The organism is Limnofasciculus baicalensis BBK-W-15, from assembly GCF_024178385.1.
GTDB classification, from domain to species: Bacteria; Cyanobacteriota; Cyanobacteriia; order Cyanobacteriales; family Coleofasciculaceae; genus Limnofasciculus; species Limnofasciculus baicalensis.
In genome coordinates, this window is record NZ_JAMZMM010000161.1 from 1 (window position 1) to 13,537 (window position 13,537).

The window sequence follows — 13,537 nt, forward strand, 5'->3', positions numbered from 1 at the left end:
GGAGTAGGGAATGGGGAGTGGGGAGTGGGGAGTGGGAAATCTCTCATCCTCAATCGCCGAATTTAGAAACTATTTGTGTTTTGGAAACCCAAATTGATGATTTAAGTCCCCAAGCAATTGGCTATGTGTATGATGTGCTATTTAATGCTGGGGCTTTGGATGTTTTTACTCAACCAATTGGGATGAAAAAGTCTCGCCCTGGTATTTTGCTGACAGTTATCTGTTTTCCAGATAATTTAACTGTTTGTGAGGATATATTATTCCGGGAAACGACAACTTTAGGTATCCGCCACGTTACTCAGCAGCGGACTATTTTGCACCGAGAAATTCAGGAAGTGAAGACAGACTATGGAGTAGTACGAGTGAAAGTCGCTAGTCGAGGAGCTGGTGGAGCAAAGGAGATTGCCAACGTACAGCCAGAATACGAAGATTGTGCCGCGATCGCACGAGCATATAATTTATCTTGGCGGGAAGTCCATCAATTGGCGATGGATGCTTGGTATCTTCAGTACAAGTAAATTGGTCGATCCTGAATCCCTGTTTTGCAAAAATCAAATCGGATCTTGGTGATAGCTGACACTTTTAAGCACGATTTTTACTCCTGTAATCTCTCCAGTAATGACAACAACTGACAGAGAATAAATTCTCTGTCTTCTTCTACCGCAAAGGGAGTAAAACGGACTGAAATTACCAAATTTAGTCCGTTTCAACCGACTTTAGCTGTTAGACAGTGGTTTTAACCACTGGCGGGTTGCGATTGGTGAGTTATTACGAAAGATAATATGACACCTCCGCAACCCAAACAAAACTGCATAAGGTAAAAATTTTGTTAATTTCTGCTACTGTACCTCATAAGAGAGGGAACCACTGTGTAATCAATCCAAATGATTCTCATCCATTTCCTCAAGTGCAGGTGGCGCATCATCAGGCATTCGCAATAATTCCACCATCTCTTGTACCTCTAATGGTGGTGGTGGTGTGAAACGGGAAACACTCCAAGTCACAATAAAATTAATTACCATTCCTAGCGTGCCAATTCCTTCAGGAGAAACGCCGAAAAACCAAGGCTGCATCCCAGAGAATTTGACCCCAACAATATAATAGATAGTAAAAGATAAACCTACGATCATTCCGGCAATTGCACCTTCCCGATTTGTCCGTTTATCAAACACGCCAAGAATAATAATGGGGAAGAAACTGGCGGCGGCTAAACCAAAGGCAAATGCTACCACTTGGGCGACAAAACCTGGTGGATTGACACCGAAATAACCAGCAATTGCAATGGCAAATCCTACCATAACTCTACCTACCATCACCCGCAGGGATTCTGAGGCGTTGGGATTAATCATCCGGTAGTAGACATCATGGGCGACAGCACTGGAAATTACTAACAGTAAGCCTGATGCTGTAGACAAAGCTGCTGCTAAACCTCCCACAGCCACCAAAGCAATTACCCAAGGGGCTAGTTTGGCGACTTCTGGAGTTGATAAAACAATGATATCTGGATCGATGGTAATTTCACTGGTTGTTTTATCTGGTGTTAGTTCAATTTTGCCATCGCCATCTTTGTCTGTAAAGGTTAATAATTTCGTATGTTCCCATTTCTTCGCCCAATCCAACTGATGGATTTCCTCAATCGTATGGTTGTGTAAAGTATTAATTAGGTTGTAGCGGGCAAAAGTGGATAAAGCTGGTGCTGTTGTGTACAAAAGAGCGATGAATAGTAGCGCCCAACCTGCGGAAAAACGAGCAGCACGTACATCGGGAACAGTGTAAAATCGGACAATAACATGAGGAAGTCCAGCAGTACCTACCATCAAAGCGATGGTAATACATAAAACATCCAGCATTGACTTATTTACAAAGGGTTTCGTGTATTCTTGAAAACCTAAGTCTAGCTGAAGTTGATTGAGTTTCGGGACGATATCGCTGAAGGTAAAAGCTAACTGAGGGATGGGGTTTTTGGTGAGGAGGAGGGAAATTGCGATCGCGGGAATTAAATAAGCGATAATTAACACGACATATTGGGCTACTTGAGTCCAAGTAATCCCTTTCATTCCCCCCAAAACCGAGAAGAAACCGACAATGATCATCCCAATAATTACACCAGTGCTGATATCGACTTGGAGAAAGCGACTGAAGACAATTCCCACACCTCGCATTTGTCCAGCAACATAAGTCATGGAGATAAAGAGAGTTGCAATAACTGCTACCACACGAGCTACATTAGAGTAATAGCGATCGCCGACAAAATCTGGTACTGTATATTTACCAAACTTCCGTAAATAGGGAGCTAAAAGTAGGGCTAGCAAGACATAACCGCCAGTCCAACCCATCAGATAAATTGAGCCATCGTAACCTAGAAAAGAGATTAACCCCGCCATGGAAATAAACGAAGCCGCTGACATCCAATCAGCAGCAGTAGCCGCACCATTTGCAAGGGCGGGAACACCTTGTCCAGCCACAAAAAAATCCTTGCTATCTTTGACGCGAGAGTGCCAACCGATGTAGAGATATAAAATAAAAGACAGGATCACCAGTAATGTTGTCCAAACTTCAACTGACATTATTTATTTCTCCTGTTAACACCATATTTGCGATCGAGTTTGTCCATTTGGAAAGCATAGACAAAAATTAGTCCAACGAAGACAAAAATTGAGCCTTGCTGTGCCATCCAGAAGCCGAGAGGTAAACGCCCCAGATGGAGATTGTTTAATGGTTCAACAAGTAGGATACTGAAGACAAGGGAGACTAATGCCCAAATAATTAGGAGATTTCTGATTAAAGCTGTATTGGCACGCCAGTAAGCCTGACGTTTATCTTGGTTCATAGTTTTGCACGATTGGAGGAATATTCTATTGAACAGCTATTTTGTCCTTACCAGTACAGTTACTTTACGTTTTGTAATGAAATATTTTTGTAGTCTTTGATGTAGGATGGGCAGTCCCGAATATAACTTGAAAAGTTGACGATTACCTTAGTGCTAACTCCCTACCAAAGGAGTTATTGAAATTGGTGGAATAAGTCCCTTGAGCAAGTGTTATTGCTGGGATATAGTTGTTTAATTTCTGCGCAGCAGCAGTTGATTAAGTCTTATTTTGGCAGGAATAAGGTAAAAGTTGCGCGGCCATTTTAAACCGACATTGTTCAAAAAACACAGTCCCCCATCTCACCCTCAAAATCTCTTAGTCGTGCCAGCCTTCTCCTTCTCTTCCGCTGCGGCACAGCGATCGCAAATCCCAAAAAACTCCAAAGTATGGTAATAAATTTTAAAGTGGTGGTAACTTTGCAACTCGGTTTCTAGTTGGTGGACAGGACATTCATCGATGGGAATCGATTGTCCGCAATTGAGGCAGGTGAGATGGTGTTGATCTTCCAAAACCGAGCTGTAGAGGGATTCTCCCGTCGCCAGAGTCCGAACTTGTACTACCCCTTCTAGTTTTAAGGCATCAAGAGAGCGGTACACTGTTGCTAGACCCAAATTCTGATCGCGGTTCCGTAACTCCACATAAATATCCTGAGCTGATATAGCACGGTTCATGGTTTTGAGCAAATTAAAAATTCGCTCTTGGGAACGAGTGCGTTGGGGTTTGATGGACTTGCTTTTCAGATTGGGTATAAATGTCTTGGGATGTTGGTGCATATTCGGGGACTCTTGTAAAGAAGATAATTGTAAAAGTTAGGGGATGCTAGTGACTCAAAAATATCAGGCTCACATTTATGTTACGCTGCGACCTTCAGTATTAGATCCCGCTGGTGTAGCAGCCGAGTCGGGATTGAAGCAGCTAGGCTATGAGGGTGTGGCAGAGGTGCGTATTGGTAAGTATATTGAATTAAAGCTGACGGCGGCAGATGAAGCCCAAGCACAGGCGCAACTCGACAGAATTTGCGACCAACTTTTGGCAAATCCGGTAATTGAAAATTATCGGTTTGATTTGGTAGAAGTAAGCGAGCATGTGGGGATATCGGGATGAAAGTTGGAATAGTGGTTTTTCCCGGTTCAAATTGCGATCGCGATGTCAGCTACGTTACTGATAATTTACTCCATACTCCCACTAGAATGGTATGGCATCAAGAAACAGATATTGCCGATCTAGATATCGTTGTCTTACCTGGTGGTTTTAGTTATGGAGACTATCTCCGTTGTGGCGCAATTGCTCGATTCTCCCCTGTGATGCAGGAAGTGGTAAAACATGCCAAGAAAGGTAAATTTGTCCTGGGAATTTGTAATGGGTTCCAAATCTTGACAGAAATGGGACTATTACCTGGGGCACTAGTACGGAATCGAGACTTACATTTTATCTGCGATCGCGTCCCCATCAAAGTAGAACATACTAACGTTCCCTGGACTTCTCATTACTCCAAAGGACAAGTAATTACCCTCCCCATTGCCCATGGCGAAGGACGCTACTATGCCGATGCTGATACCCTCAAAGCATTAGAAGATGCCCATCAAGTCTTATTTCGTTACTGTAGGGCTAGTGGAGAAACTAATGATTCTGGTAATCCTAACGGCTCATTACATAATATTGCCGGGATTTGCGATCGCACTGGTAAAATTGTGGGGATGATGCCTCACCCAGAAAGAGCCGCAGATACCCAATTAGGCGGTACTGATGGCTTGAAATTATTTCAGGGAATATTAACATCAGCAGTCTTGACTGTGAGTTGTTAAATACTAGAACACCAATTCAGTATGGACTGGTTATTGCTAAAAAACCCGGTTTCTTTGAGTTAAGTCAATAAAATCTCAATCTTTGATCGAACAGAAACCGGGTTTGTTGAATTTTCATCTAACCAAAACACCTACTTTGTATAGAATATCTAGGAAAAGCCAGTGACTTCAGAATTGCCCAACACAGGCTTGCATCTAACACCGATTCGATACCGAGACTGGTTAATCAGTATGAAGATGATTGACCAAAAGCCATGGTTACGGTGGCAACACCCCAAAGAAAACTTTCCCCGTTATAGCTATCCAATCACCGAGAGGGGTTTAAGCGATACAATTCAGTATGCTCGATTTCTGATTGATGCCATTATTGCGCTCGAAGAAGCGGAATCTTAATAATTTGGAAGATAAATCTCCGAAATATTTCAGAAAATTCCATCCTGAAATAGGCTGAAATCGTTACTATTGTTTCTCATATCCCCGACTTAAATCCGCTGAAAAAGTCGGGGATATTGCCGTGAATTATCGTTCAGTTAATCGTGTGAGAACCTGATTAGATCGTTCCACAAAAGAATTCATTCCTTCGGCATCAAATCCTTTCTGTGCCATCAATGCCAAGTCATAAACATGCTGACAAATCATCTTAGCTAACTCACCACTAGGCGATGTCCCCGAACCCTGAACAATACTCCCTTGACTCAAACTAACTAGGTTTTGAATCAGCGGATGTGCAGTATTTACTACTAAGATATGTTCTTCAGGAAACTGAGCTGTTTGCTGTTGGAATAGGGCTGTCATATCCATGAGACGGCGCATGGCTTCTGGTATCAATACCATTGCAGGTGGTGTACCTTGAGGATCGTCAGATTTCAGGGATTGAGTACGAATATTCACCTTGGGTTTGTTAATCGATTGCTCAAAGAGTTCCTTAATTACTTCACTGCGAGTTTTGTTGGTTTTGGGATCGACAATTTCTGAGGCTTTATCTTGATCGATTAGAGTTTTATCTAAATCTGAATCCACCCGCGAGAATTTGGCATCAGGATATTCTTGTTCTAGGAAACTGATAAAGTGAGTGTCGATGAAAGAGTCCATAAATAGGACTTCTAACCCTTGTTTTTTATGGAGTTCCACATAAGTTGCTTGGGATGCTTCATCGGTACAATAGAACACACGGTTTTCTTGCTTTTCCTTATTCCTTTCTAGATACTCCTTCATTGTGGTATGGGGGGGAGTGGGAGTTGAAGAATGGGGAGTCTGGTTTTGATTTGGAGCGACATCTTCCCAGGCATCACCTTCTTGAGATTGAACTTCAACTTTGGGGGTTTCGGAGTTGCTTTCTTGTTCTCCTGATTCCGCAGGCAAGATGCCTGATTCCGCAGGCAAGATGCCTGATTCCGCAGGCAAGATGCCTGCGCTACGGTTGTTTTCTCCTGTATAGGTGGTACGGAAGATAATAATATCTTCGACTTGTTTTTTGAATTTGTCGTTATTCAGGGAGCCGAATTTAACAAAAGTGCCTACATCTTGCCAGGAAGAGATATATTGATCTATATTTTCGGTGTACAATGAATTAAGGCGATCGCCAACTTTCTTGGCAATGAAGTCAGCAATCCGACGGACGGTTCTGTCATTAGTTAAGGCAGAACGAGATACATTGAGGGGAATATCAGGACTATCAACTACTCCTCGCAGCGGCATCAAGAAGCTAGGAATCACCTCTTCACAATGATCGCTGACAAATACTTGATTGCAGAATAATTTGATATTTCCTTTCGTGACATCGACATCAGGTTTTAGTTTGGGGAAATAAAGAATACCATTGAGTAAAAATGGATAATCAGTATTGAGATGTACCCAAAGAAGAGGTTCTTCTTGAAATGGATACAAATAGCGGTAAAATTCTAAATAATCCTCTTTGGTCAGGTTTTGGGGCGATTGCTTCCACAAGGCGCGGTGTTGATTGATTTCCTCCCCATCCAGCTTAATCGGGACTGGCATGAAATCGCAGTAGGTTTTCACCAATTGCTTCACCCGCATCGCTTCGATGTATTCCAACTCCTCCTCTTGCAGGGTAAGAGTCACAGTCGTGCCCCTTTCGGTGCGGGATGAGTCTTCAAGCTGAAAGGCAGGGGAACCATCACAACTCCAATGGACTGCTGTCGCACCTGCTTTGTAGGAGAGGGTGTCAATCTCGACATTCTTGGCTACCATAAAAGAAGAGTAGAAACCCAGACCGAAATGACCGATAATCTGTTGGTCAGCATCCTTCTGGTATTTCTGGACAAACTCCTCGGCGCTGGAGAAGGCGACTTGGTTGATATATTTTTTCACCTCGTCGGCCGTCATACCAATCCCGTTATCAGAGACAGACAGGGTTTTCTTGTCTTTGTCAATGGCGATGGTAATTTCCGGTTCCCCGATTTCCCCATCCACTTCTCCGGCGTAGGATACCATCTTCAGTTTCTGGATAGCGTCTACGGCGTTGGAGACTAGTTCCCGCAAGAAGATTTCGTGATCCGTGTAGAGGGATTTCTTGATGATCGGGAAGATATTCTCGGTGTGGATTGTGATGTTGCCTTGTTCTAGTACTGTCATGGGTGTAAGTTCGTGCCTTTAAGGGTTTTAAAGATGATTGTGAGCGATCGTACTCTATTCTAAGTATGGGATTGCACACCGTGGGGGATTCGGATTTCCCTACTCGATCTAGGTTAACTCTCCTCACCCTTCTTGTGACGTGTGAATCCAACTTTTTGCCACCTGTTGGCAGGATTTGAGGAAATAAAAGTAGTATTTATAAAACTCACTTCCAATCTGATATAAATGACTAAAGTCTTTCTTATCTGTTCTGGTCTAGGTCATGTGCAACGAGGCTATGAGTCTTTTACCCAAGATTGTTTCTTAGCTTTATCTAAAGAACATTCTCTTGATATCACCCTCTTTAAAGGAGGAGGAGTGTATCAGGCGAAATCCATTACGTTGTGGAATATACCGCGAGCCACTTGGCTAGCAATGCAACTGGGTAAATTCGTAAAGAACTCTAGTGAAGTATTAAAAAAAGGAGATTATTTTGTCCGACAAGAAGGATATTTTATTGAACAAGCATCATTTATTCTTAGTATTTTGCCACATATATATCGCGATAAACCGGATGTGATTTATTTCAGTGATGATGGTTTAGGTTATCTACTTTGGCACTGGCGACGCTTGACTAAACAGAATTATAAACTACTTTTCCGTAATGGAGGAGGACTCTCTCCTCCTTTCCCTCGTTGGGATTTCGTACAACAGTTGACTCCAACCCACTTTCAGCTAGCTCTGAATTGTGGAGAGCCTATTGAAAAGCATACCTTACTTCCGTCTGGATTTCACCTACCATCTAAACTAGAGATTATTTCAACTAGCGAGCAAAAAGCTTTACTTTCTAGATTAGGACTCCCTACAGAAAGATCTATAATTCTTTCTGTAGCTGCCATTAATAGATATCATAAACGAATGGATTATATCATCCGTGAACTAGCTACTATTCCAGAACCTCGACCGTTTCTTTTATTACTAGGTCAACAAGAATCAGAATCATCAGAAATTATCCAGCTTGGTAACAGACTATTAGGATTTGATAATTTTCATGTGAGAACTGTCCCGCACCATAAGATATCAGATTATTACAAAATTGCCGATATTTTTGTACTAGCATCTCTCTCTGAAGGATTGCCACGCTCCCTCGTGGAAGCAATGTCTCACGGGTTACCTTGTTTAGTTCATGATTATGAAATTACTCGATTTGTTTTGGCAGACGAGGGATATTATGCTAATTTTGAGTTGACAGGAAGCTTGGCACATTTAATATCTCAATTGGAACATGAATCTCGTGATGAATCTAAGAGATACAGTTGTTATCGCAGTGTTTATAAACGTTTTAGTTGGGAGGAGGTATCTCCTGCTTATGTTGATATGATTCGGCGTTGTTGTGCCTCAAATACTTAGTAGGAGATTTATAAAATATCCTTATGAGTTCTTTTTAGGGGTTAATTCGGAGATATCCAAGTATAGTACTGGTATCCAATAATTTTTTAAATTTTGCAATGAATGCCTGAGCATGAATTGGAGATAGTAGAATCAATACTCCAACTTTAAATAACACCTTTAATAAAACTCCTCTGAGGAGGATAGACGGATCGTTCTTGATAACATGCCAAATAAATTTGGTTGCGGCGACACCTCTTTCTCGTCCCGAATCACCATCAAGTGCCTTAAAGATCAAGTACTTATACATATTAGCAGTGCTGTGTTTTCGTAAAGCTTGTAGAGATTTAGGAGCTTGGGAAAAAGCCCGTTCGATAACCTGCAAGCAACCTGTTTCCATTTTCCAAATATCCGACGATGATGAATTCGGAGAAACTCGATATAAAATTTGTGGTGATGACACCACTACAAATTGATATTGAGCAGCTAATCGCAGCCACATATCCCAATCCTCAGCATGAGTTAGTGACTCATCAAAGCCACCAACTTTATCAAAAGCTTCCCTGCGAATTAAAGGATTTGAGCCATGATCTAAAAAGTCGGTTAATAATAGTCTTGCATAAACGTCACCCGTTGCATTAGCGCGGCTGCCTTGACGCAAAAAATTATCGGATTCATCAATACAATTAGTCCAGCTATAAGCAACTGCGGCTTGTGGATTTTCCAGTAATACTGTCAATTGAGACTGCAGCTTGTCAGGTGTCCAAAGGTCATCAGCATCTAGGAAAGAAATATATTCTCCACAAGCTTGGGAAACTCCACGGTTACGGCTTGCGTTAGAACCAGTATGGGGGTAGGAAAAAACTTTTAATCGATGATCTTTAATCCTTGATATAATTTCTAAAGTTAAATCTTGCGAACCATCATCAATTATGATTAATTCCCAGTCAGAAAATGTTTGACATAGAACTGATTTAATAGTTTTGTCAATTGTTCTTTCTCCGTTGTAGACGGGAATAATAACAGATATTACAGACATAGACTAAAATAATAACGATTTATACTGGCAAACATAGCATTTCCGGTAATTTAAACAAACAATAGCAACAATACTTGCCATTATAGACTATAATACTAAAAATATTGATCGCGATCAACTTAGAACAGTAAATTATACCTATGTTGAAATTTCAGACCAACTTTCGCTACAAAGAGCGCCCAGACAAAGCCAAGTATGTTTGGTTGAAATATCAGTCCATACTGAAGGGAAGTAAAATTTTAGATGTTGGTGCTGATCAGTGTTACCTAAAACAACACCTTGACGAAAATGCCTCATATTGGGGTATTGGCTTAGGCGGAAATCCCGATCAGCAAGTTAATCTAGAAAAGGAAAAGATTCCATTGCCTGACAACTCCTTTGATTGCGTACTTTGTCTTGATGTACTAGAGCATTTAGATACACTTCATCAAACCTTCGACGAACTTTGTCGAGTTACTCGGCGCTATGCGATTATCTCTTTACATAGCCCCTATGCTGACTTCTGGAACACCTTACGCTTAGGAGAATACCGAGTAGGAGTACCTATGAAGTTTTATGGGATTCCTTTAGAACCTCCAGAAGATCGGCATAAATGGTTTTTCTCTAATGAAGAAGCGGAGAGATTTATTCTCTACAGAGCTGCTAAAAATGATATGCGGATAGTACAAATGGATAATGAAAGCATAGCCGCAGAAGAACGAGGTGTACGAGGTTTGTTGAGAGTACTGGCTCGTGTAATTCTCTTGAGAAGAGACTTTAATACAAAAAATCTCTATGCTAACACTCTTTGGACAGTCTTAGAAAAACAATCTTAGTCGAAATATAATAAAATTTAGGTGCATCTATAACGATGATGGGATAAATAAATAATTACCCAACTGTAGTGTCATATTTATTTACCCCTATTGATAATTTGGCTGTTTATATATTCCTCAATTTCTTGAGGAACATTTTGCAGTTTCAAATAATCTCGAATATCCATTTCTTTTTTTTGTATTGACCAAAAATCGCTAGCTATAACTTTTAATACTTGCCGAATATAAAAAACACTATACTTCCATAGGGGCACATGGCTAACCCCACAATGATTAATATTGACCATATGCCATATATTGTAATGGCTCTTTAAATTTGTAAATCCCTGTAAAATCTCTTTTCTTTGAGCTAAATTATGGGCTAAATGCCATTGCATCCAAGGAGGCATATAGCGAATTAAATCAGAAACTTGATAATCAGTGGTAGCCTGTATGCTACTTGACAAAATCACTTTACAACCAGCATTTTTAGCACGAAATATAAACTCAAAATCACCTCCGTAATGCCGGAATCTATTTAGATCTGGTAAACCTATCTTGTCTACAACTCCTCGCGGAATAATGGCTAAATTACCATTTAAAGTATCAACTTTTATTGCTGCTGCTGTACCAAAATCATCCATACTGCGAATTAGCTTTTTATTAACCATTCCACTAAATACAATCCAATCTTTATAGGTTTGATCGCGAATAATACCACCTATTATTTCGTTAGATAATTCACCAGACTCGCAAATATCACAGAGTTTTATAATAAAGTCTTCTGCAAGAGAAATATCATCATTTAGCCATACAATATAATCTGATTCTAACTTTTCTATTGCATATTTCATTCCCAGACAAATAGCACCTGTCCACCACAAAGAACCATTTCCCTCGATTAAGTGAACATCGGCAAATTGGTTCTTTATCATATCTAAAGTTCCGTCAGTAGAACCATCATCTATGATAATAACGGAGATATTTTTTGTATCTGTTCGAGCTATTTGCTCATGAATTTGAGAAAGAATATGTTGTGTCAACTCTTTCCTGTTTCTGACTGGGATAATGGTAGAAATTTGTGGCATCTCCGTCTACGATCTACTAATTTTCAGCTAATAATTTAATTTAATTACTTTTAACAATAGTGTAAAAACAACTCATCAAACTCCCCCAGAAAAACTCCAACTCACAAGCAGCAATTAAATCTATTCTCAGCTCAAACCGATACCTAATAACCTGCCAGACAATCCGACGCAAATTCCCCACCAATGTCCTCAAAATCACAATAGGTTTCTCCCAACCCTTAGCATTAATCATCCGCAACTGACAAGTTGCCAAACCACAACCCCTACATACAGACAATAAGTAATCTCTTTCTAATCGCCACTTCGGTATTTGATGATAACTATGCAGCCCCGGATGATACCAAATTTCCCATCCAGCCTTGTGCATATAAAGCAATGGCTCATAATCATCCCCTTGAATCATTAATCCCGGTAATTTTCCCGTCAACTTTGGACGGAGAGGAACACTTTCACACCAAGCTTGTTTGCGAATTACTAACGATGCAGCAGGTGGAAGTTGCAAATTTTCTGCATTAAATCGATGGACTTCCTCACCATGTTCCCGAATTGCCAAAAATGCCTGAATCCGTTCAAAACCCTCTGGTGGTGGCACTTCAAATTCTCCATGAATTTGACCGCTGAAAGCACCTGCTTTAGGATACTCCTTAGCAAATAAATAAGCTTGTGCTATCCAATCAGGCGCAGGTAAGTTATCATCATCTAAAAAACCAACTAGTTCGCCTTTTGCCTCCCTAACTGCTTTTAATCTAGCAAATGCCGCACCTTGTTCCGGTTCAAAAGAGTATCTTAAAGGGACTGATGCTAACCAATTTGCTTGATAATCTCGCACAACCTGCGCGGTTTCATCAGTACTATTGTTATCAATAACAATGACTTCCCAAGCAATCTGTTCGGTGTTAACCTGTGCCAGTATTTTATCCAAAACCTTGGGCAAACGACTGGCTCCATTATAAGTGGGAATTGCTACCGTAAAGTCTAGAGACATTTTTCAGAATTCCGCAACAAAGAGTCTTTTAATTTAACGTCCTCTTCCCCGATATTAAAATACCCATTTCGCCACAAGTAAAATGGACTGATCAAACTACTCAAAAACAACTCGGTATGACATTCTGCCAACAAATTAGACTTAATTTTACCCTTGTATTTAATAACATGGAGAATAACCTTCTTCACATCATTAAGCGTATATGCTACATAAGCCAAAGGTCTTTGCCACTGTTTAACACTCAACATCCGCGTCACGAAGCGGCTTAATCCAATCCCCCGAATAAATGGAATTAAATATTCCCGCTTTAGCCGCAAATGGGGAATCTTATGGTCCATTTCCATTGCTGGATTATACCAAATTTCCCATCCTCCTTGCTGAATATAACAGAGCATTTCCAAATCTTCACCAGTCAGCGTATTTCCCTCTATTCTCCCTGTCAAAATGGTTTTGCCGGGGACGCTAGTCAAGTAAGCTTCTTTCCGGACTACCAAACCAGCACCGGGGGGCATTAACTTGCGGCGGGGTTCATATCTGAATGGCTCCAAGCCACGCTCAACGATCGCTAAAAATGCTAAAAGGGGAGATAACTCTTGCGGTGGCGGAACTTCAAAATCTCCGTGGATTTGCCCACCATAAGCTCCTACCTGCGGATAGTCTTGACCAAAGGCATAAGCAGCGGCTACCCAAGTTGGTGATGGAATATTATCATCATCCAGAAATCCAATCAAAGTCCCTTCAGATTTATCAACTGCACGTTTTCGGGCAAATCCTGCCCCTTGTTGAGGTTCAAAGTAATATCTTAAGGGATATTCAGAAGGCCAATCCGATTGATACTTCCTCACTACTTTTGCCGTATTGTCGGTACTATTATTGTCAATCACAATAATTTCCCACTGGATTGATTCTGTACCAACTTGGTTTCTCAGCCGATCTAACACCTCTGGCAGGCGGTTTTCCCCATTATAGGTGGGGATTGCCACTGTAAAATCA

Annotated in this window: 14 protein-coding genes; 6 read left to right on the forward strand and 8 right to left on the reverse strand. The window is 40.9% G+C overall.

Annotated features, from left to right (window positions below):
- The coding region (gene larC2 / locus NJ959_RS16215; RefSeq protein ID WP_254012777.1) for a nickel pincer cofactor biosynthesis protein LarC2 at window positions 1-518 on the forward strand (518 nt) is incomplete at its 5' end.
- A 357-nt stretch (window positions 519-875) separates the two neighbouring features.
- Here larC2 and NJ959_RS16220 read toward each other — a convergent pair.
- The 3 genes from NJ959_RS16220 to NJ959_RS16230 form a co-directional block, all read right to left on the reverse strand.
- Complete coding sequence (locus tag NJ959_RS16220) at window positions 876-2,567, reverse strand: sodium:solute symporter family protein (protein WP_254012778.1); 1,692 nt, start codon at window positions 2,565-2,567, stop codon at window positions 876-878.
- Window positions 2,567-2,830, reverse strand: a complete 264-nt coding sequence (locus tag NJ959_RS16225; protein ID WP_254012779.1) for a DUF4212 domain-containing protein — start codon at window positions 2,828-2,830, stop codon at window positions 2,567-2,569. Before NJ959_RS16225 ends, NJ959_RS16220 begins: the two co-directional genes overlap by 1 nt.
- Window positions 2,831-3,175: 345 nt before the next feature.
- Window positions 3,176-3,595, reverse strand: a complete 420-nt coding sequence (locus tag NJ959_RS16230; RefSeq protein WP_254012789.1) for a Fur family transcriptional regulator — start codon at window positions 3,593-3,595, stop codon at window positions 3,176-3,178.
- Window positions 3,596-3,692: 97 nt separating this feature from the next.
- Here NJ959_RS16230 and purS point away from each other — a divergent pair, with 97 nt between their 5' ends.
- The 3 genes from purS (at window position 3,693) to NJ959_RS16245 (ending at window position 5,068) form a co-directional block, all read left to right on the forward strand.
- Entirely contained in the window at window positions 3,693-3,974 is a 282-nt protein-coding gene (gene purS, locus NJ959_RS16235) for a phosphoribosylformylglycinamidine synthase subunit PurS (protein WP_254012790.1), read from the forward strand.
- A complete protein-coding gene (gene purQ, locus NJ959_RS16240; RefSeq protein WP_254012780.1) occupies window positions 3,971-4,675 on the forward strand; it encodes a phosphoribosylformylglycinamidine synthase subunit PurQ in 705 nt (234 codons plus the stop codon). Before purS ends, purQ begins: the two co-directional genes overlap by 4 nt.
- A gap of 162 nt (window positions 4,676-4,837) precedes the next feature.
- On the forward strand, window positions 4,838-5,068 hold the full coding sequence (locus NJ959_RS16245; protein WP_254012781.1) for a hypothetical protein: 231 nt from the start codon (window positions 4,838-4,840) through the stop codon (window positions 5,066-5,068).
- A gap of 126 nt (window positions 5,069-5,194) precedes the next feature.
- On the opposite strand, the gene htpG is transcribed toward NJ959_RS16245, so the two are convergent.
- Window positions 5,195-7,270, reverse strand: a complete 2,076-nt coding sequence (htpG, locus tag NJ959_RS16250) for a molecular chaperone HtpG (RefSeq protein ID WP_254012782.1) — start codon at window positions 7,268-7,270, stop codon at window positions 5,195-5,197.
- Between the two features lie 225 nt (window positions 7,271-7,495).
- On the opposite strand from htpG, the gene NJ959_RS16255 reads away from it, so the two are divergent.
- Entirely contained in the window at window positions 7,496-8,659 is a 1,164-nt protein-coding gene (locus NJ959_RS16255) for a glycosyltransferase family 4 protein (RefSeq protein ID WP_254012783.1), read from the forward strand.
- A gap of 34 nt (window positions 8,660-8,693) precedes the next feature.
- Here the strand turns inward: NJ959_RS16255 and NJ959_RS16260 are convergent, their stop codons facing one another.
- Complete coding sequence (locus NJ959_RS16260) at window positions 8,694-9,677, reverse strand: glycosyltransferase (RefSeq protein WP_254012784.1); 984 nt, start codon at window positions 9,675-9,677, stop codon at window positions 8,694-8,696.
- Window positions 9,678-9,817: 140 nt separating this feature from the next.
- Between NJ959_RS16260 and NJ959_RS16265 the strand changes: the two genes are divergently transcribed.
- The gene (locus NJ959_RS16265; protein WP_254012785.1) at window positions 9,818-10,492 is read left to right on the forward strand and encodes a methyltransferase domain-containing protein; all 675 of its coding nucleotides are present in this window, start codon (window positions 9,818-9,820) and stop codon (window positions 10,490-10,492) included.
- 77 nt (window positions 10,493-10,569) lie between these two features.
- Here NJ959_RS16265 and NJ959_RS16270 read toward each other — a convergent pair whose 3' ends face one another.
- The 3 genes from NJ959_RS16270 to hpsE (NJ959_RS16280) all read right to left on the reverse strand — a co-directional run.
- Entirely contained in the window at window positions 10,570-11,559 is a 990-nt protein-coding gene (locus tag NJ959_RS16270) for a glycosyltransferase family 2 protein (protein WP_256529284.1), read from the reverse strand.
- Between the two features lie 40 nt (window positions 11,560-11,599).
- Window positions 11,600-12,544, reverse strand: a complete 945-nt coding sequence (gene hpsE, locus NJ959_RS16275) for a hormogonium polysaccharide biosynthesis glycosyltransferase HpsE (RefSeq protein ID WP_254012787.1) — start codon at window positions 12,542-12,544, stop codon at window positions 11,600-11,602.
- On the reverse strand, window positions 12,535-13,537 hold a 1,003-nt coding region (gene hpsE, locus NJ959_RS16280), incomplete at its 5' end, for a hormogonium polysaccharide biosynthesis glycosyltransferase HpsE (RefSeq protein WP_254012788.1). The genes hpsE (NJ959_RS16280) and hpsE (NJ959_RS16275), both read right to left, overlap by 10 nt.

Bases quoted from the DNA above. Each gene is read 5' to 3' on its own strand.
- NJ959_RS16220 (WP_254012778.1), bottom strand. From the start codon at position 2,567: ATGTCAGTTGAAGTTTGGACAACATTACTGGTGATCCTGTCTTTTATT.
- NJ959_RS16225 (WP_254012779.1), bottom strand. From the start codon at position 2,830: ATGAACCAAGATAAACGTCAGGCTTACTGGCGTGCCAATACAGCTTTA.
- purQ (WP_254012780.1), top strand. From the start codon at position 3,971: ATGAAAGTTGGAATAGTGGTTTTTCCCGGTTCAAATTGCGATCGCGAT.
- htpG (WP_254012782.1), bottom strand. From the start codon at position 7,270: ATGACAGTACTAGAACAAGGCAACATCACAATCCACACCGAGAATATC.
- NJ959_RS16255 (WP_254012783.1), top strand. From the start codon at position 7,496: ATGACTAAAGTCTTTCTTATCTGTTCTGGTCTAGGTCATGTGCAACGA.
- NJ959_RS16260 (WP_254012784.1), bottom strand. From the start codon at position 9,677: ATGTCTGTAATATCTGTTATTATTCCCGTCTACAACGGAGAAAGAACA.
- NJ959_RS16265 (WP_254012785.1), top strand. From the start codon at position 9,818: ATGTTGAAATTTCAGACCAACTTTCGCTACAAAGAGCGCCCAGACAAA.
- NJ959_RS16270 (WP_256529284.1), bottom strand. From the start codon at position 11,559: ATGCCACAAATTTCTACCATTATCCCAGTCAGAAACAGGAAAGAGTTG.
- hpsE (WP_254012787.1), bottom strand. From the start codon at position 12,544: ATGTCTCTAGACTTTACGGTAGCAATTCCCACTTATAATGGAGCCAGT.